Origin of the sequence: Pseudomonas sp. S36 (assembly GCF_016647875.1) — a bacterium.
Taxonomy (GTDB): domain Bacteria; phylum Pseudomonadota; class Gammaproteobacteria; order Pseudomonadales; family Pseudomonadaceae; genus Aquipseudomonas; species Aquipseudomonas parafulva.
On the sequence record NZ_JACVVG010000010.1, the window covers coordinates 86,039 to 103,842 of the forward strand.

Annotated in this window: 22 protein-coding genes; 14 read left to right on the forward strand and 8 right to left on the reverse strand. The window is 63.4% G+C overall.

Going from position 1 to position 17,804, the window contains the following annotated elements:
- Positions 1–11: 11 nt before the first annotated feature.
- Positions 12–842: a thermonuclease family protein gene (locus IAE36_RS08215; RefSeq protein ID WP_201211721.1), complete on the reverse strand. Its 831-nt coding sequence runs from the start codon at positions 840–842 to the stop codon at positions 12–14.
- A gap of 2 nt (positions 843–844) precedes the next feature.
- Complete coding sequence (gene rpmE / locus IAE36_RS08220; RefSeq protein ID WP_028632036.1) at positions 845–1,060, reverse strand: 50S ribosomal protein L31; 216 nt, start codon at positions 1,058–1,060, stop codon at positions 845–847.
- 167 nt (positions 1,061–1,227) lie between these two features.
- Here rpmE and IAE36_RS08225 point away from each other — a divergent pair, with 167 nt between their 5' ends.
- Genes IAE36_RS08225 through IAE36_RS08240 form a run of 4 tightly spaced genes read left to right on the forward strand, consistent with a single transcriptional unit; the run spans position 1,228 to position 6,235 of the window.
- A complete protein-coding gene (locus IAE36_RS08225; RefSeq protein ID WP_028632037.1) occupies positions 1,228–3,447 on the forward strand; it encodes a primosomal protein N' in 2,220 nt (739 codons plus the stop codon).
- Positions 3,448–3,490: 43 nt separating this feature from the next.
- Complete coding sequence (locus tag IAE36_RS08230) at positions 3,491–3,799, forward strand: hypothetical protein (protein WP_201211723.1); 309 nt, start codon at positions 3,491–3,493, stop codon at positions 3,797–3,799.
- Positions 3,796–5,532, forward strand: a complete 1,737-nt coding sequence (gene argS, locus IAE36_RS08235) for an arginine--tRNA ligase (RefSeq protein ID WP_028632038.1) — start codon at positions 3,796–3,798, stop codon at positions 5,530–5,532. The genes IAE36_RS08230 and argS overlap by 4 nt, the downstream gene beginning before the upstream one ends.
- Position 5,533: 1 nt before the next feature.
- Positions 5,534–6,235: an SPOR domain-containing protein gene (locus IAE36_RS08240; RefSeq protein WP_201211725.1), complete on the forward strand. Its 702-nt coding sequence runs from the start codon at positions 5,534–5,536 to the stop codon at positions 6,233–6,235.
- A gap of 60 nt (positions 6,236–6,295) precedes the next feature.
- Here IAE36_RS08240 and IAE36_RS08245 read toward each other — a convergent pair whose 3' ends face one another.
- Positions 6,296–6,715, reverse strand: a complete 420-nt coding sequence (locus IAE36_RS08245) for an NINE protein (protein WP_028632040.1) — start codon at positions 6,713–6,715, stop codon at positions 6,296–6,298.
- Positions 6,716–6,883: 168 nt separating this feature from the next.
- Between IAE36_RS08245 and IAE36_RS08250 the strand changes: the two genes are divergently transcribed.
- Positions 6,884–7,513, forward strand: a complete 630-nt coding sequence (locus IAE36_RS08250) for a C40 family peptidase (protein ID WP_201163028.1) — start codon at positions 6,884–6,886, stop codon at positions 7,511–7,513.
- 78 nt (positions 7,514–7,591) lie between these two features.
- On the opposite strand, the gene IAE36_RS08255 is transcribed toward IAE36_RS08250, so the two are convergent.
- Positions 7,592–8,590, reverse strand: coding sequence for a type IV pilus twitching motility protein PilT (locus IAE36_RS08255; protein ID WP_201211727.1), 999 nt, complete (start codon positions 8,588–8,590; stop codon positions 7,592–7,594).
- 65 nt (positions 8,591–8,655) lie between these two features.
- On the opposite strand from IAE36_RS08255, the gene IAE36_RS08260 reads away from it, so the two are divergent.
- The 9 genes from IAE36_RS08260 to IAE36_RS08300 all read left to right on the forward strand — a co-directional run bounded on the left by IAE36_RS08260 (position 8,656) and on the right by IAE36_RS08300 (position 15,214).
- Positions 8,656–9,342, forward strand: a complete 687-nt coding sequence (locus IAE36_RS08260) for a YggS family pyridoxal phosphate-dependent enzyme (protein ID WP_201211729.1) — start codon at positions 8,656–8,658, stop codon at positions 9,340–9,342.
- A gap of 38 nt (positions 9,343–9,380) precedes the next feature.
- Positions 9,381–10,199 carry a pyrroline-5-carboxylate reductase gene (proC, locus tag IAE36_RS08265; protein WP_201211731.1) on the forward strand — a complete coding sequence of 273 codons (819 nt, stop codon included), beginning with the start codon at positions 9,381–9,383 and terminating at the stop codon, positions 10,197–10,199.
- A 10-nt stretch (positions 10,200–10,209) separates the two neighbouring features.
- Positions 10,210–10,800: a YggT family protein gene (locus IAE36_RS08270; protein WP_201163024.1), complete on the forward strand. Its 591-nt coding sequence runs from the start codon at positions 10,210–10,212 to the stop codon at positions 10,798–10,800.
- An 88-nt stretch (positions 10,801–10,888) separates the two neighbouring features.
- Positions 10,889–12,028: a homoserine O-succinyltransferase MetX gene (metX, locus tag IAE36_RS08275; RefSeq protein WP_201211732.1), complete on the forward strand. Its 1,140-nt coding sequence runs from the start codon at positions 10,889–10,891 to the stop codon at positions 12,026–12,028.
- A gap of 7 nt (positions 12,029–12,035) precedes the next feature.
- Positions 12,036–12,656 (forward strand): methionine biosynthesis protein MetW, encoded by a 621-nt coding sequence (metW, locus tag IAE36_RS08280; RefSeq protein ID WP_028632047.1) that lies wholly within the window; start codon positions 12,036–12,038, stop codon positions 12,654–12,656.
- A 22-nt stretch (positions 12,657–12,678) separates the two neighbouring features.
- Complete coding sequence (locus IAE36_RS08285) at positions 12,679–13,113, forward strand: DUF4426 domain-containing protein (RefSeq protein ID WP_028632048.1); 435 nt, start codon at positions 12,679–12,681, stop codon at positions 13,111–13,113.
- Complete coding sequence (gene rdgB, locus IAE36_RS08290; RefSeq protein WP_201211740.1) at positions 13,110–13,706, forward strand: RdgB/HAM1 family non-canonical purine NTP pyrophosphatase; 597 nt, start codon at positions 13,110–13,112, stop codon at positions 13,704–13,706. Before IAE36_RS08285 ends, rdgB begins: the two co-directional genes overlap by 4 nt.
- Entirely contained in the window at positions 13,703–14,878 is a 1,176-nt protein-coding gene (gene hemW / locus IAE36_RS08295) for a radical SAM family heme chaperone HemW (RefSeq protein WP_201211750.1), read from the forward strand. Before rdgB ends, hemW begins: the two co-directional genes overlap by 4 nt.
- 9 nt (positions 14,879–14,887) lie before the next feature.
- Positions 14,888–15,214 (forward strand): DUF3392 family protein, encoded by a 327-nt coding sequence (locus tag IAE36_RS08300; RefSeq protein WP_060480817.1) that lies wholly within the window; start codon positions 14,888–14,890, stop codon positions 15,212–15,214.
- A 285-nt stretch (positions 15,215–15,499) separates the two neighbouring features.
- Here IAE36_RS08300 and trmB read toward each other — a convergent pair whose 3' ends face one another.
- The 4 genes from trmB to IAE36_RS08320 all read right to left on the reverse strand — a co-directional run bounded on the left by trmB (position 15,500) and on the right by IAE36_RS08320 (position 17,754).
- Entirely contained in the window at positions 15,500–16,222 is a 723-nt protein-coding gene (gene trmB, locus IAE36_RS08305) for a tRNA (guanosine(46)-N7)-methyltransferase TrmB (RefSeq protein ID WP_028632052.1), read from the reverse strand.
- Positions 16,223–16,231: 9 nt separating this feature from the next.
- The gene (locus IAE36_RS08310; protein ID WP_028632053.1) at positions 16,232–17,026 is read right to left on the reverse strand and encodes a thiazole synthase; all 795 of its coding nucleotides are present in this window, start codon (positions 17,024–17,026) and stop codon (positions 16,232–16,234) included.
- Positions 17,027–17,079: 53 nt separating this feature from the next.
- Positions 17,080–17,280: a sulfur carrier protein ThiS gene (thiS, locus tag IAE36_RS08315; protein ID WP_201211752.1), complete on the reverse strand. Its 201-nt coding sequence runs from the start codon at positions 17,278–17,280 to the stop codon at positions 17,080–17,082.
- 102 nt (positions 17,281–17,382) lie between these two features.
- Positions 17,383–17,754, reverse strand: a complete 372-nt coding sequence (locus IAE36_RS08320; RefSeq protein ID WP_201211754.1) for a DUF423 domain-containing protein — start codon at positions 17,752–17,754, stop codon at positions 17,383–17,385.
- Between the last annotated feature and the right edge of the window lie 50 nt (positions 17,755–17,804).

Here is a 17,804-nt window from a genome sequence, read left to right on the forward strand (position 1 = left end):
TAGCGAAATGTCTACATCTTTTGGCCCCCAACCCGCCCCAACATGCTCGGATCGGTCAACTGCATGAACCAGCGTCGGGGCCCGGGCCTGCCCGAGCTTTTACGGGATCGATCCCTCACCCAGCCGCGCGCCTCGACTCGCTGCCCTTTCAGGTTATCGAAGAAGCTAGCAGGCACAGTACGTTGCAGACGAGCGGGCACCTGCAGCGTGACTGCGTCGTCAAGGTTCAGCCAGATACCGCCCCGGTGGCGCTGTACAGCCTTGATACGCCCACTGACAACCGCGAACCCGGGTTGCCTGAGCGCGCGTGCAGACACCACCGGCGATGTTTTCCAAAGGCCGGCACCCGCCTTGCGTGCAACCTGTTCAGCGCGCTGCTGGCAGGTGTTGAGGCGCACATTGGGGGCGAACGCAATGCGATAGCCCAGGCCCTCGCTGAGCAATTGTGCTTCCAGATTGTTGCCGGTACGGCTGTACAGATGCGCCAAAGTGCGGCCGTATCTGTCTTTCTTTTCCACGCCCGGCACCAGGCCGAGCCGCCCGTCACTGGCCTTGACCAAGGCCTGCAGGCGACGCCGGGCGGCCTCGGCATAAGGCTCGCTGGCCTGGCCCTTGCGGCCGATTTCCGGGGCATTGATGCCGATCATGCGCACACTGCGGCCGTCGACCAGGCGCACGGTATCGCCATCTACCACGTACCGCACCGCGACCTGCTGCGGGCGCTGGGGCAGCGGGCAAAATGCCTGTGCCGGGAGGTGCCAAGACAGGGCCATAAAAAAAGCGCCCACAAGGGGCGCCTTTTTCAGCAGCACTGCGAAACCCGAAGGGTTCGCCTTGCGCATGATTACTTCTTGGTACCGAACATGCCGAAGCGGTCGGCGAACTTCTGTACGCGGCCACCGGTGTCCAGGACTTTTTGCTTGCCAGTGTAGAACGGGTGGCACAGCGAGCACACGTCGATCGCCAGCGGCTTGGCCAGGGTCGAACGGGTCTCGAATTTGGCGCCGCAGCTGCAGGTGACTGCAACTACTTCGTAGTTTGGATGAATATCTGCTTTCATGGTCACTTCCTCGAGCTGCGTGCCGCCACCCAACACCAATTGTTGAATACCGCACGTAATTAGGCGGCGAATAATACCAGAGCGTTGCGCCAGTGCAAGTTGTCGCGTGTACCGACCGTCGTCTGCTAGGCTCGCCAGTTCTTGAAACGCCCTCCGAGACTTTCCGCGTGCCCGACGTCATCCTGCGCCTTGCCCTGCCCTCCCCGCTGCGTCGGCTGTTCGACTACAAGGCACCGGCCAGCATCGCACGCCAGGCCTTGAGCCCAGGCATGCGCATACGCGTGCCGTTCGGTCGCCGGGAAATGATCGGCGTGCTGGTAGACGTCTGCGCCGAGAGCGAGGTGCCCGCCGACAAGCTCAAGCCCGCCAGCGCCCTGCTCGACCCGGTATCGCCGATACCGCCATCGCTGTTCAAGCTGTGCCTGTGGACGGCGCACTATTACCAGCACAGCCTGGGCGACACCCTGAGCTGGGCGCTCCCTACCCTGTTGCGCCAAGGCGAGCCGGCAGAGATGCGCCAGGAGCGCTTCTGGCATGTAGCCCCCGGCGCACGCCTGGAAGACCCGCGCATTGCCCGCGCGCCGCGCCAGCGTGACGCACTCAAGACCTTGGCCCAGCACCCCCACGGCGTGCCCCACAGCCTGCTGAGCAAGCTCAACCTGAACAAGGACAGCCTTGACCTGCTGCTGGCCAAGGACCTGGTGCAGCTGGAGGTTCGCCGCCACCTGCCCCAGGAACGCCGCGAGCATTGGCTGGCCCAGTCGGAACTGCCGCTCAACGACGAACAACGCGATGCCTTCGATGCCGTACTGGAAGGCTTTGGCCACTTTGGCGCGTTTCTGCTGGCAGGCGTGACCGGCAGCGGCAAGACCGAGGTGTACCTGCAACTGATCCGCGAAACCCTGGAGGCCGGCAAGCAGGCCTTGGTGCTGATCCCCGAAATCAACCTCGGCCCGCAGACCCTGGCGCGTTTCGAACAACGCTTCAACGCCCGCATTGCGTTGCTGCACTCGGCGGTGAGCGACCGCGAGCGCCTTGACGCCTGGCTGGCTGCACGCGACGGCGAGGCAGATATCATCATCGGCACCCGTTCGGCGCTGTTCACACCCATGAAAAACCCTGGGCTGATCATCATCGACGAGGAGCACGACGGCTCCTATAAACAGCAGGAAGGCCTGCGCTACCACGCCCGCGACCTTGCTCTGGTTCGCGCCCACCAGGACAACGTGCCCATTGTGCTCGGCTCGGCCACGCCTTCGCTGGAAACCCTGCACAATGCCCTGACCGGGCGCTATCGCCTGCTGCGCATGAACCAGCGTGCCGGCGGTGCCCGCCCGCCGCGCATGCTGCGCCTGGATGTGAAGAGCCTGCCGCTGGACAGCGGTATCAGCGGCCCGTTGCAGCAGGCCATCCGCCAGACACTGGAAGCCGGCCAGCAGGTATTGGTGTTTCTCAACCGCCGCGGGTTCGCGCCCACCTTGCTGTGCCACGACTGCGGGTGGTTGTCCGAGTGCCCGCGTTGCGATGCGCGCATGACGGTGCACCAGCGCTCCGGGGTGCTGCGCTGCCACCACTGCGGCTATGACGAGCGCCTGCCGCACCACTGCCCACAGTGCAACCACGTGGACCTGCGCCCGGTGGGGGCCGGTACGGAGCGTGCCGAAGAGCGCCTGAAGGTATTGTTCCCGGACTACCCGGTGCTGCGGGTAGACCGCGACAGTACCTCGCGCAAGGACGCGATGCAGCAGTTGTTCAACACCATCCAGCGCGGCCAGCCGAGCATCCTGGTCGGCACCCAGATGCTGGCCAAGGGGCACCACTTTCCCCGGGTGACCCTGGTGGCCATCCTCGATGCCGACGGCGGGTTGTTCTCTGGCGATTTCCGCGCCAGCGAGCGCATGGCCCAGTTGATCGTGCAGGTGGCCGGGCGCGCAGGGCGTGCGGAGGACCCTGGCAAGGTGATCATCCAGACGCACCTGGCAGACCACCCGCTGCTGGTACAACTGACCGAACAGGGCTACTTTGCCTTCGCCGAGCAGGCGCTGGACGAGCGCCGCGCCGCCGGGCTGCCCCCCTTTTCCCACCTGGCGTTGCTGCGGGCCGAGGCGCACAAGCCCGGCCAGGCCGAAGCGTTTCTCGATGAGGCGTGCGCAGCCGCCGAGCGCCTGGTGGCAGAGCAAGGCCTGCCGGGCATCGAACTGCTCGGCCCGGTGCCCGCCCCCATGGAACGCCGCGCCGGGCGCTTCCGTGCCCAGCTGCTGCTACAGGCCGCCACCCGTGCGCCCCTGCACCGGCTGATCAGCGCCTGGTTGCTGGTACTGGAGCAGATGCCGAGCGGCCGCCAGGTACGCTGGTCCCTGGACGTCGACCCCCTCGACCTGTACTGAGCTGCAAGCTGTAAGCTGCAAGAAAGAGCAGTGCGCGTGTGGCATGGCTTCTTCTTACAGCTTGTGGCTTGTGGCTCAAAGCAAACCACGAGCTACAAGCTGCAAGAAAAACCAGCGCCGACGCGATATTGCTTTTTCTTGCAGCTTGCGGCTTGCAGCCCAAAGCAAACCACAAACTCGAAGCTGCAAAAAAAAGCAGCGCCAGCGCGGTATCGCTTCTTCTTGCAGCTTGCAGCTTGCCGCTTGCAGCTCAAAGGTTGGCAACCTGCTCCCAGCCACGGATAATGCCCAGTTTTTCCACCTGCGCATCCAGGCGCTCACCGCGCTTGCGGTCGAAAAGAGATTTCCATGAAAGACACCATTCGCCAGCTGATCCAGCAAGCCCTCACCCAACTCGTCAACGACGGTGTGCTGCCTGACGGCCTGTCGCCGGCGATTCAGGTGGAAAACGCCCGGGACAAGACCCACGGTGACTTCGCCAGCAACATCGCCATGATGCTGGCCAAGCCTGCCGGCATGAAGCCGCGCGACCTGGCCGAGAAGCTGATCGATGCCCTGCCGGCCAGTGCCGACATCACCAAGGTCGAAATCGCCGGCCCGGGCTTTCTGAATTTCTTCCAGAACACCGCAGCCCTGGCCAGCCGCCTGGATGCCGCCCTGGGCGATGCCCGCCTGGGCGCACGCAAGGCCGGCCCTGCGCAGAAAGTGGTCGTCGACCTGTCGGCGCCGAACCTCGCCAAGGAAATGCACGTCGGCCACCTGCGCTCCACCATCATTGGTGACAGCGTGGCGCGTGTGCTGGAGTTTCTCGGCGACCAGGTGATCCGCCAGAACCACGTGGGCGACTGGGGCACCCAGTTCGGCATGCTGCTGGCGTACCTGGAAGAAAACCCGATTACCAGCGACGAGCTGTCAGACCTGGAGAACTTCTACCGCGCTGCCAAAAAGCGCTTCGACGAATCCGAGGCCTTCGCTACCCGCGCCCGGGGCCTGGTGGTGAAGCTGCAGGCGGGTGATCCGGAGTGCATGGCTCTGTGGACGCGCTTCAAGGACATCTCCCTGTCGCACTGCCAGAAAACCTACGAGCTGCTGAACGTCAAGCTGACCATGGCCGACGTCATGGGCGAGAGTGCCTACAACGACGACCTGGCCAATGTCGTCCGCGAGCTGAAGGCCAAAGGTCTGCTGGTCGAGGACCAGGGCGCCCAGTGCGTGTTCCTCGAAGCATTCAAGAACAGCGAAGGCGAGCCACTGCCAGTGATCGTGCAGAAGGCCGATGGCGGTTACCTGTACGCCACCACCGACCTGGCTGCCGTGCGCTACCGCAGCAACGTACTGAAGGCTGACCGCGCCCTGTACTTTGTCGACCAGCGCCAGGCCCTGCACTTCAACCAGGTGTTCGAGGTAGCGCGCCGTGCCGGCTTCGTCGGCCACCCGATGCAAATGGAGCACATGGGCTTCGGCACCATGAACGGCGCCGACGGCCGCCCGTTCAAGACCCGCGACGGTGGCACCGTCAAGCTGATCGACCTGCTCACCGAAGCCAAGGACCGCGCCTACGCGCTGGTGAAGGAAAAGAACCCGACCCTGGCCGACGACGACCTGCGCCACATCGGTGAAGTGGTGGGCATTGGTGCGGTGAAGTACGCGGACCTGTCCAAGCACCGCACCAGCGACTACAGCTTCAACTTCGAACAGATGCTCAACTTCGAAGGCAACACTGCGCCGTACCTGCTGTACGCCTATACCCGCGTGGCCGGCGTGTTCCGCAAGCTGGGCAAGGGCTTCGAGGAAGTCGAGGGCAGCATCGTACTGGAAGCCGCCCATGAGCAGGACCTGGCCGCACGCCTGGCGCAGTTCGGGGAAATCCTCAACAACGTGGCCGAGAAAGGCACGCCGCACGTGCTGTGCAGCTACCTGTACGACCTGGCCGGGCTGTTCTCCAGCTTCTACGAGAACTGCCCGATTCTGGCCGCCGAAACCCCGCAGCAGCAGCAAAGCCGCCTGCGCCTGGCTGCCCTGACCGGCCGCACCCTCAAACAAGGTCTGGAACTGCTCGGCCTGGAAACCCTGGAGCGCATGTAAGTTGGCTGCCAAGAAGAAACCTGCCCCCAAGCGCGGCGCCAGCCGCCAGACAGCGCCGGCCAAAAAACCTATCCCGGGTTGGGTATGGCTGGCGGTCGGCCTTACCGTGGGCGCGTTCATCGTGTTTCTGATGAAGCTCGAACCCGGCGGTGCGGATATCAAGCGCGCCAAGCCCGAGCAGCAGAAAACCGAGAAAGCGGCCGAAGCGGGCAAATCGACCCAAGCCCCCACCGTGCAGCAGCCGGTGAAGCCGAAGTATGACTTCTATACCCTGCTGCCCGAATCGGAAGTGATCGTGCCGCCCGAAGCGGTGCCGGAGAAGACGCCACCCGTACCGGCCCAGCCGGTCACGCCGGTGACACCGGCCGAAGCCGCGAAGATCGACACCGCCCGGGCCCAGGCGGCGCTGCTTGGGCAAACGCCGCCACCGGCACCGCCTGTAATCAAGCCGGCAGCGACCACGCAGTTCTTCCTGCAGGCGGGTTCATTCCGCAAGCAGGCGGACGCCGACAAGGTGCGCGCGCAGATCATTCTGCTGGGCCAGGCGGTGAAGGTTGAGTCGGGCACGGTCAAAGAAGAAACCTGGTACCGGGTACTGGTCGGCCCCTTCAGCAACCGCGAACAACTGACCGTCGCGCAGAAGCAACTGGCCGGCGCGGGCTTCAGCAACCTGCTGCTGCAACAGCGCCAAACCCGCCAGTAAGCGGCCTTTCAGGCCCGGGTGAGAGCAACCTTGCACAGGTGCTCCCACCCGGGCCGCGCCTCAACCCCGCCCCGCATTGCGCTCGGACACCTGGGTGTTCAGGGTCCAGAAGTCGTACAGCACACCCAACAGGAACAGGCCACCGGTCAGGAAGTAGATGATCGCGGTGACCCATTTGCCCTGGTAAAGGCGGTGCAGGCCGAACACGCCAAGGAAGGTCAGCAGGATCCAGGCGATGTTGTAATCGATACGCCCGGACTCGAAACGCAGGTCCGCCTCACGGTCCATGGACGGAATCAGGAACAGGTCGATCAGCCAACCGATGCCGAACAAGCCGAAGGTGAAAAACCAGAGGGTGCCGGTGATAGGTTTGCCGTAGTAGAAGCGATGGGACCCGGTAAAGCCCAGGATCCACAGCAGGTAGCCGATCACCTTGCTGTGGGTGTCGTGCAGGGGTGCGCCCTGTTGATAACTGTTCATGCATAAACCTCGTGCGCTGCGGATGAAATTTTTCTAAAAAAAGTTGTGACTTTTTTCGCCCGGGCCGACATACGGTACGTGAAGAATCGACCAACGGATCAAAGATTGATCAAAAAGCTGTTATAAAGTTGCGCGCCCAACACACAACTATTCATAAGAGCTTCATCTATGCCGCCTTTGATCAAGACATGGCTGACCCTCTGCCTATTATTGCCCCTGGCCGCTCACGCCACCAACCGTGAGCAACGTCTTCCCAACGGTTTCACCGGCTATACCACCAATGCCGCAGTGAAGCGTGCCCCTGTCAAACAGGCCACCCTGCATGCTCGCCCTGGCAATGCCGCCAGCAGCAAACATGGCAGGCCCGCTGTCGCCATGTCTGCCAAGCAGAGCAGCGACGTGCTCAGCCGGGCCGTCAACGTGCTGGGTACCCCTTATGTTTGGGGCGGCAGCAACCCTAAAAAAGGTTTCGATTGCAGCGGGCTGGTGCAATACGCCTTCAACGACGTTGCCGACGTCAACCTGCCACGCACCTCCAGCGCCATGGCCCAGGGCCACGGCACCAAGGTGGCCAAGGGTGACCTGAAGCCGGGCGACCTGATTTTCTTCAACATCAAGAGCCGCCGGGTGAACCACGTTGCGATCTACCTGGGCAACGACCGCTTCATCCATGCGCCTCGCCGGGGCAAGCGGGTTAGCATCGACAACCTGAGCAAGCCTTACTGGCAAAAGCATTACGTTGTCGCCAAGCGTGTATTGCCCAAGGAGCAGCAACAGCTGAACCTGGCCAAGCGCTGAAACCACGGCTGCACTTACGTGCTGCCTGCCTGGCGTCATCCCTACGCAACGGGCAGCACGGGCGTCACCCCGCCTCGACTAATCCGCCTCAACCAACCCCCTGTCCCGCAGCCTGCGCATTGCCCCCTCCATCGTCTGCATCCCCTCTGCCGCACCGGCTTGCATCACCGAATGCAACTGCGCCATGCGCCCCTCGCGGATCAGGTTGCGCACAGCCGGGGTGGCCACCAGCACTTCCCGCGCAGCCACCCTGCCCCCGCCTGCCCGCCTGACCAGCCGCTGCACCACCACTACCTGCAACGATTGCGCGAGCATGGCGCGTACGAGGGGTTTTTCTTCGGCAGCAAACACCTCCACCAACCTGTCGATACTGTTCACTGCAGAGCGCGTGTGCACCGTGGCCAGTACCAGGTGACCGGTCTCGGCCGCACGCAGCGCCAGGCGGATGGTGGCCAGGTCGCGCAACTCGCCGATCATGATCACGTCCGGGTCCTGGCGCAGGGCACTGCGCAAACCTTGGGCGAAGCCGGTGCAGTGCCGGCCAACTTCACGCTGGTTCACCAGGCTGCGCTGGCTGCTGTGGATAACTTCCACCGGGTCTTCGAGGGTGATGATGTGCAAGGACCGTTCGCGGTTCAACTGATCCACCAGCGTGGCCAGGGTGCTGGACTTGCCGCAGCCGGTAGGGCCGCCGACCAGCACCAGCCCATCGTCGCAGCCTGCGATGGTGTTGAAAATGCCTGCCAGGTCGAGCTCGTCCAACCCGGCAATACGCCCGGGTATCAGGCGGAACGTGAGTGCAAGGCCGTTCAATTGCCTGAACAGGTTCAACCGGAAACGCCCCAGCGCCGGCAGTGCCAATGCCATGTCCAGTTCATCGCCGTGTTGCCACTGGTGCAGCTGGGCCTCGCTCAGCATGCAGGCCATACCCTCAGCCAGCTCGGCCCCCTGCAAGGCGGTGCCCGGCAAGCGCTGCAATTGGCCGTCCTTGCGCAGCATGGGTACCTGGCCCGCAGCCAGGTGCAGGTCGCACGCCCCCGCTGCCACGGCCCTGCCCAGCAGGTCAGTCACGTCCATGAGACTCCCCTTCGGCGTTCAACCAGGTAAAATGCGGCAACCTCTCCGTTGCCGGCATCGAATCAATGTCCACCCTAGCAGACAACCTTTCCACGATTTGCGCCCGCATCACCAAGGGTGCCCAGGCTGCCGGGCGCGACCCCGCCAGCGTGCATCTGCTGGCCGTGAGCAAAACCAAGCCGGCCAGCGCGATCCGCGAGGTTCACGCTGCAGGTGTGCGCGACTTTGGGGAAAACTACCTACAAGAGGCGCTGACAAAGCAGCAGCAACTGGGCGACCTGCCCTTGATCTGGCACTTCATCGGCCCCATTCAGTCGAACAAGACCAAAGCCATCGCCGAGCACTTCGACTGGGTACATTCCGTGGACCGCCTGAAAATCGCCCAACGCCTGTCGGAGCAACGCCCCGCCGGGCTGGCGCCACTCAATATCTGCCTGCAGGTGAACGTGAGTGGCGAAGACAGCAAGGCCGGCTGTGCCCCCACCGACCTGCCAGCGTTGGCCGAAGCGATTGCGGCACTGCCCAACTTGCAGCTACGCGGATTGATGGCAATCCCCGAGCCCACCGAAGACCGCACCGCCCAAGAGGCCGCCTTTGCAAGGTTGCGCCAGTTGCAGGAAGGCCTGGGGCTTGGCCTGGACACCTTGTCCATGGGCATGAGCCACGACCTGGAAGCCGCCATTGCCCAGGGAGCGACCTGGGTGCGCATTGGCACCGCCCTGTTCGGTGCACGCGATTACGGCAACGCCTGATTCCATGCTTTACTCACTCTTCCCCACAAGGACCTGACATGAGCCAGACACGTATTGCCTTTATTGGCGCCGGCAACATGGCCGCCAGCCTGATCGGTGGTCTGCGTGCCCAGGGCCTGGAGGCTTCGCAGATCCGCGCCAGCGACCCTGGCGCCGACACCCGCACCCGCATCCAGGCCGATCACGGCATCGAAACCTTCGAAGACAACGCCCAGGCCATCGCTGACGCCGACGTGATCGTGCTGGCGGTCAAGCCACAAGTGATGAAAGCCGTTTGCCAGGCCCTGCAACCCAACCTGCAGGGTGGTCAGTTGATTGTGTCCATTGCTGCGGGCATTACCTGCGCAAGCCTGCAAAGCTGGCTCGGTGCCCGGCCGGTGGTGCGCTGCATGCCCAACACCCCGGCCCTGCTGCGCCAGGGCGTCAGCGGCCTGTATGCCACCCACGAGGTCTCTGCCGAGCAGCGTCAGCAGGCCGAGCAGCTGCTGTCGGCAGTGGGTACCGCGCTGTGGCTTGAGCAGGAGCAGCAACTGGACGCAGTAACGGCTGTCTCCGGCAGTGGCCCGGCGTACTTCTTCCTGCTGATTGAGGCCATGACGGCTGCAGGCGAGAAACTCGGCCTGCCCCGTGAAACCGCCTCTCAGCTGACTCTGCACACCGCACTGGGTGCCGCCCGCATGGCGGTGGCCAGCGAAGTAGATGCAGCCGAACTGCGCCGTCGCGTCACCTCGCCCGCGGGCACCACCGAGGCCGCCATCACGTCGTTCCAGGCCAGCGGTTTCGAAGCCATCGTCGAGCAGGCACTGCAGGCCGCCGCCAAGCGTTCCGCAGAGCTGGCCGAACAACTGGGCCAATAAGGAGTTTTAGATGAATGCACTGTCCGGCGCCGCGATCTTCGTGGTGCAAACCCTGGTCAGCCTGTATCTGGTGATCGTGCTGCTGCGTTTCGTGCTGCAACTGGTAAAGGCCAATTTCTACAACCCGTTGTCCCAGTTCACCGTGCGCGCCACCCAGCCACTGCTCAAACCGATTCGCCGGGTCATCCCCAGCATTGCCGGGCTGGATACCTCGTCGCTGCTGCTGGCGGTGGTCATCCAGGCGCTGCTGATGGGCTTTGTGCTGATGGTCACCTACGACACCTTCGGTGACGTGCTGCACCTGTTGATGTGGGCCATCATCGGCATCACCTCGCTGTTCCTGAAGATCTTCTGGGTAGCGATGATCGTGATGGTGATCGTGTCGTGGGTGGCCCCCAACTCGAACAACCCGGCGGCAGAGCTTGCCTACCAGATCAGCGAGCCGGTACTGGCGCCCTTCCGCCGCATCGTGCCCAACCTGGGCGGCATGGATATTTCGCCGATCTTCGCCTTCCTGGCGATCCAGGTGATCCAGTCGTTCGTTATGCCACCGCTGGCCGCCTATGCCGGCATGCCGCAAGAGCTGTGGCGCATGATCTGACCCGGCCCACCCCCGGCAGCAAGCCTTTGCTTGCCGCTGGGGGTAGCGCTCTTTAGACTTACGCCTCCGTCAAGCGTGAGCAGGGTCGATGTCCACTGTCTTTCCCGAAGATTCCGTCGGTCTGGTATTACCGCAAACCGCCAGGTTCGATGAACCGCTGGCCCTGGCCTGCGGCCGCTCCCTGATCAGCTACGAGCTGGTCTACGAAACCTACGGCACCCTGAACGCCAGCGCGAGCAACGCTGTGCTTATCTGCCATGCCTTGTCCGGCCACCATCACGCTGCCGGCTACCATGACGCCAGCGACCGCAAGCCGGGTTGGTGGGACAGCTGCATCGGCCCAGGCAAGCCAATCGACACCAACCGCTTCTTCGTGGTCAGCCTGAACAACCTGGGCGGCTGCAACGGCAGCACCGGGCCCAGCAGCCTCAACCCCGCCACCGGCAAGCCCTACGGTGCCGATTTCCCGGTGCTCACGGTGGAAGACTGGGTGCACAGCCAGGTGCGCCTGGCCCAGCGCCTGGGCATCGAGCAGTGGGCGGCAGTGGTCGGTGGCAGCCTGGGCGGCATGCAGGCACTGCAGTGGACCATCACCTACCCCGAGCGGGTGCGCCACTGCGTCGACATCGCATCGGCGCCCAAGCTGTCGGCGCAGAACATTGCCTTCAACGAAGTGGCGCGCCAGGCGATTCTGACCGACCCCGAGTTCCATGGCGGTTCGTTCCAGGACCAGGGGGTGATCCCCAAACGCGGCCTGATGCTGGCACGCATGGTCGGCCATATCACCTACCTGTCCGACGACTCGATGGGTGAGAAATTCGGCCGTGAGCTGAAAAGCGACAAACTCAACTACGACTTCCACAGTGTCGAGTTCCAGGTAGAAAGCTACCTGCGCTATCAGGGCGAAGAGTTTTCCGGTCGCTTCGATGCCAATACCTACCTGCTGATGACCAAGGCGCTGGATTATTTCGACCCTGCAGCCACCCACGGCGGCGACCTGGCGGCAACCCTGGCCGACGTCAAGGCCAACTATTGCATCATGTCGTTCACCACCGACTGGCGTTTTTCCCCTGCCCGCTCGCGGGAAATCGTCGACGCGCTGATGGCCGCCCGCAAGAACGTCTGCTACCTGGAAATCGACTCGCCCTATGGGCACGATGCTTTCCTGATCCCCACACCTCGCTACATGCAGGGTTTCTCGAACTACATGAACCGCATTGCCATCTGAGGACAGCATGAGAGCCGATCTGGAAATCATCCACGACTGGATCCCCGCCGGTAGCCGGGTCCTCGACCTGGGCTGCGGTAGCGGCGAACTGCTGGCTTCGCTGCGCGATCGCAAGCAGGTCACCGGTTACGGCCTGGAAATCGACGCCGATAATATCGCTGCGTGCGTCGCCAAGGGCGTGAATGTCATCGAGCAAGACCTGGACAAAGGCCTGGGCAACTTCGCCAGCAACAGTTTCGACGTGGTGATCATGACCCAGGCCTTGCAGGCCGTGGAATACCCTGACCGTATCCTGGACGAGATGCTGCGCGTGGGCCGCCAGTGCATCATCACCTTCCCCAACTTCGGCCATTGGCGCTGCCGCTGGTACCTGGCGACCAAAGGCCGCATGCCGGTGTCGGACTTCATGCCGTATACCTGGTACAACACGCCGAACATCCACTTCTGCACCTTCGCCGACTTCGAAGAGCTGGTGCACGAGCGCAAGGCCAAGGTGCTGGACCGCCTGGCTGTCGATAACCTGCACCGCAATGGGTGGGGTGGCCGGCTTTGGCCTAATCTTCTGGGTGAAATCGGCATCTACCGGGTCAGCAGCCCCGGCCTGCAGGAACACCAGCTCGCAGTCTGATTTTTTTCGGAGGGATCGCACCATGCGTCGCCTTGCACTGTTTCTCGTCAGTTTGTGTCTGGCCTTGCCGGCGGTGGCCGCCGATACTGCCCGCGCCGATCGCAAAGAGGTATTCGGCAACGTGACGGTGCACTACAGCGCCTTCACCTCGAGCATGCTCACACCCCAGGTAGCTGCGGCTACGGGCCTGGTACGCAGCAAGAACCTGGGGGTACTCACCCTGACTGCGCTCAAGGCCGGCAAACCGGCAACGGCAGTGGTCAGCGGTACGGTCAAGGACCTCACCGGACGCAGCAGCCCCCTGTCGTTCAGGCAGGTTACCGACCAGGGCACGGTGTCGTACGTGGCCCAGTTCAAGATCGAACAGCCCGAAACCGTCACGTTCGACCTGAATGTCGAAACCGGCGGCATCGGCAACTCCTTCAGTTTCAACCAGGAAGTGTTCCCAGGCGAATGATGAATTTCCAGCAACTGGTATTGGCCAGCCACAACGCCGGCAAACTCAAGGAACTGCAAGCCATGCTCGGCCAGAGCGTGCAACTGCGGTCCATTGGCGAGTTCAGCCAGGTCGAACCGGAAGAAACCGGCCTGTCGTTCGTTGAAAACGCCATCCTCAAGGCCCGCAATGCAGCGCGCATCTCCGGCCTGCCGGCGCTGGCCGATGACTCGGGCCTGGCCGTGGACTTCCTGGGGGGTGCTCCGGGGATTTATTCGGCGCGTTATGCCAATGGCCAAGGTGACGCGGCGAACAACGCCAAGCTGCTCGATGCACTGAAAGACGTGCCTGAAGCCGAGCGCGGCGCCCAGTTCGTCTGCGTGCTGGCGCTGGTGCGCCATGCAGACGACCCACTGCCGATCCTGTGCGAAGGGTTGTGGCACGGCCGTATTCTGTTCCAGGCCAGCGGTGACCATGGTTTTGGCTACGATCCGCTGTTCTGGGTGCCCGAACGTGACTGCTCCAGCGCCGACCTGGCGCCAGCGGACAAGAACCAGCTTAGCCACCGCGCCCGCGCCATGGCCCTGTTGCGTCAACGTCTGGGTCTGGCATGATCCCACCGCAGTTTTCCCCCGCTGCGGCAGGCTTCCAGCAACTGCCGCCGCTGTCGCTGTACATCCACATCCCTTGGTGCGTGCGCAAATGCCCGTACTGCGACTTCAATTCCCACGCGGCCGGGCCTGAGCTGCCGGAGGAAGCCTATGTCGCGGCACTGCTCACCGACCTTGACCAGGAGCTGGCCGCCGTACAGGGCCGCCCCATCAGCTCGATCTTCTTCGGGGGCGGCACGCCCAGCCTGTTCAGCGCCGCCGCGTTGGGCCGGCTGCTGCGCGGTGTGGAACAACGCATTGCGTTTGCACCGGACATCGAAATAACCCTGGAGGCCAACCCGGGTACGTTCGAACAGGACAAGTTCAAGGCCTACCGGCAAACGGGCATCAACCGTCTGTCCATCGGCGTGCAGAGCTTCCAGCCCGGCAAACTGGAGGCGCTGGGGCGTATCCACAACGGCGACGAAGCGGTACGCGCAGCAGGTATGGCACGCGCCGCCGGCTTCGACAACTTCAATATGGACCTGATGCACGGCCTGCCCGACCAGTCGCTGGATGATGCGCTCGGCGACCTGCGCCAGGCCATCGACCTGGGCCCGACGCACCTGTCGTGGTACCAGCTGACGGTGGAACCGAACACCGTGTTCTGGAACCAGCCGCCAGCGCTGCCCGAGGACGATATCCTCTGGGATATCCAGGAAGCCGGCCAGCACCTCATGGCCGCCAACGGCTTTGCCCAGTACGAAGTGTCCGCCTATGCCCAACCTGGCCGCGCTGCCCGGCATAACCTGAACTACTGGCGTTTTGGCGACTTCATCGGCATCGGCGCCGGCGCCCATGGCAAGCTCACCTTTGCCGATGGCCGCATTCTGCGCACCTGGAAGACGCGCCTGCCCAAGGACTACCTGAACCTGGCCAAACCATTCAAGGCGGGGGAAAAGCTGCTGCCGGTCGCGGAACTGCCGTTCGAGTTCCTGATGAACGCCCTGCGGCTCACTGATGGCGTTGAAGCCCGGCTGTTCACCGAACGCACCGGGCTGCCCCTCGCGCAACTGGCCGAGGCCCGCCGCAGTGCCGAACAAAAGGGCCTTTTGCAGGTCGAACCGGATCGGCTGGCCGCAACGCCCCGGGGGCAGTTGTTCCTCAACGACCTGCTGCAGTATTTCTTGACCTAAGGATGACCCATGGATCTGGTACTTGATCTGCTCGCGACGGTTTCCCGCTGGAGCCGCAGCAACCTGTCAGAAATTTCGCTCGCCTTGGTGGGCTGCCTGCTGGTGCTGTTCGGCACCGACATCAAGACCTGGGTGGAGCAACGCCTGGGCAGCCTGGCAGGCGCCCTGCGGGTACCCCTGATGGCCTTGCTGGTGATGATCGGCAGCGGCGCGGCACTGATCTATGCCACGCCGTGGGTGGTGAAAGGGTTGGGCCAGTTCAACAACTATGCGCTGGCGCCCGTGTTGCTGGTGGTGCTGGTGCTGATTGGGGTGGTTGCTGATCGGCGCGGGTGATTGACCAGTCAGGCGCGGTCTGCAGTTGGTCGGCACGCGAAGCTGATGCTCACGCAAGTGCACATAATCTTGTGATTCAGCACCAACCCGTGGGAGCAACTGTCTTCCACAAAGTCTGAATGCTGGCGCAATCCACCTTGTGGGAGCGGCTTCAGCCGCGAACACCGGCAAAGCCGGTGCCATACACCGCGCTGTTTGCTTCGCGGGTAAACCCGCTCCCACAGTGATTGCGCCAGCTTTGAGATCTTGGGGAAGACAGTTGCTCCCACAGCTTGCGAAAGCCGATCAGTCAACCTTCTCGAACTTCAAGTCCCACACCCCATGCCCCAGCCGCTCGCCGCGGCGTTCGAACTTGGTGATCGGGCGTTCTTCCGGGCGGGGCACATAGGCGCCATCCGCCGCGCGGTTGCGATAGCCCGGCGCGGCGTTCATCACTTCCAGCATGTACTCGGCGTAGGGCTCCCAGTCCGTCGCCATGTGGAACACCCCACCGGGCTTGAGCTTGCGGCGCACCAGCTCGGCAAACTCCAGCTGCACGATACGGCGCTTGTGGTGACGCGCCTTGTGCCAGGGGTCGGGGAAGAACAGCATCAGGCGGTCGAGGCTGTTGTCGGCCACGCAGCGGTTCAGCACTTCGATGGCATCGCAGTCATACACCCGCAGGTTCTGCAGCCCCTGGGTGAGCACACCGTTGAGCAGCGCACCCACACCCGGGCGATGAACCTCTACACCGATGAAATCCTGATCTGGGGCGGCCGCCGCCATTTCCAGCAAGGAATGGCCCATGCCAAAACCGATTTCCAGCGTGCGCGGCGCCGACCGGCCAAACACCTGGTCGTAGTCCACAGGGCTGTCGGCCAGCGGCAGGATGAACTGCGGGCCGCCTTGGTCCAGGCCACGTTGCTGGCCTTCGGTCATGCGCCCGGCGCGCATCACGAAGCTCTTGATGCGGCGGTGTGGGCGGGCGTCGCCGTCAGGGGTGGTCGGCGTATCGTGCGATTCAGTCATCAGGGGCTCTTACTTGATCAGACCTTCCAGCGGTGAAGACGCGCTGGCATAGAGTTTCTTGGGCATACGGCCGGCCAGGTAGGCCATGCGGCCCGCGACAATGGCATGCTTCATGGCCTCAGCCATCAGCACCGGCTGCTGGGCGTGGGCAATGGCCGAGTTCATCAGCACCGCCTCGCAGCCCATTTCCATAGCGATGGTGGCATCCGATGCGGTGCCCACACCGGCGTCGACCAGCACGGGTACCTTCGATTCCTCAAGGATGATCTGCAGGTTGTAAGGGTTGCAGATACCCAGGCCGGTGCCGATCAAGCCTGCCAGGGGCATGACCGCAATGCAGCCGGCTTCGGCGAGCTGACGGGCGATGATCGGGTCGTCGCTGGTGTAGACCATCACGTCGAAACCATCCTTGACCAGCACTTCGGCGGCCTTGAGGGTTTCGATCACGTTGGGGAACAGGGTTTTCTGGTCGGCCAGCACTTCCAGCTTGACCAGGTTGTGGCCATCGAGCAGCTCACGGGCCAGGCGGCAGGTGCGCACGGCCTCGATAGCGTCATAGCAGCCTGCGGTGTTCGGCAGGATGGTATAGCGATCTGGCGGCAGCACATCGAGCAGGTTCGGCTCACCCGGGTTCTGGCCGATGTTGGTGCGGCGCACGGCAACGGTGACAATTTCGGCACCCGAGGCTTCGATGGCCAGGCGGGTTTCTTCCATGTCACGGTACTTGCCGGTGCCGACCAGCAGCCGCGACTGGAACGTACGGCCGGCCAGGGTGAAGGGCTTGTCGCTGCGAACGTTGCTCATGGTTGTTCCTCGGGAAAAGGTTGCTGGGCTTGCAGGGGGTTCGCCGGCAGCGATCAGCCGCCGCCGATGGCGTGCACCACTTCGACCTGGTCACCCTCGTGCAGCGCAGTGCTGTCGTGCTGGCTGCGCGGCACGATGTCCTGGTTGAGCTCTACCGCCACGCGGCGGCCGGCCAGGTCCAGGCGGGCCAGCAGGGCCGCGACGCTCTCGCCCGACGGCAATTCGTAAGGCTCACCATTGAGTTGAATGTGCATGCTCAAGGCCACCATTGTTCTTTGGGGCCCGCATTCTAGCCCCGAAAGGGCCTGCAACCCAAGGCCGCCACACGCCATTAGTCGCGATTGCGGGCCGCTCAGTCAGCCCAGCCGCCACGCGGCAAGCCCCAGAAACAGCCAGCCGGCAAGGAAGCACACACCGCCGATAGGGGTGATGATGCCGAGCTTGCCGATGCCACTGAGGGTGAGCAGGTAAAGGCTGCCGGAAAACAGCACGATACCCAGCACGAACAGGCCGCCTGCCCAACCGACAAGCCGTCCGGGCAAGTGCGCTGCCAGCAGTGCAACCCCGAACAGCGCCAGGGCATGCACCAGCTGGTAGGTCACACCGGTGTGGAAAATCGCCAGGTAATCGGCACTGAGCCTGTTCTTGAGGCCGTGCGCGGCGAAGGCGCCCAGCGCGACACCGGTAAAGCCGAAAAAGGCGGCAAGCATCAGGAAGCTGCGAAGCATGGGACGACTCCTCGTATCGGGTCTGTATAATGGCCCCTTCCATCCGTACG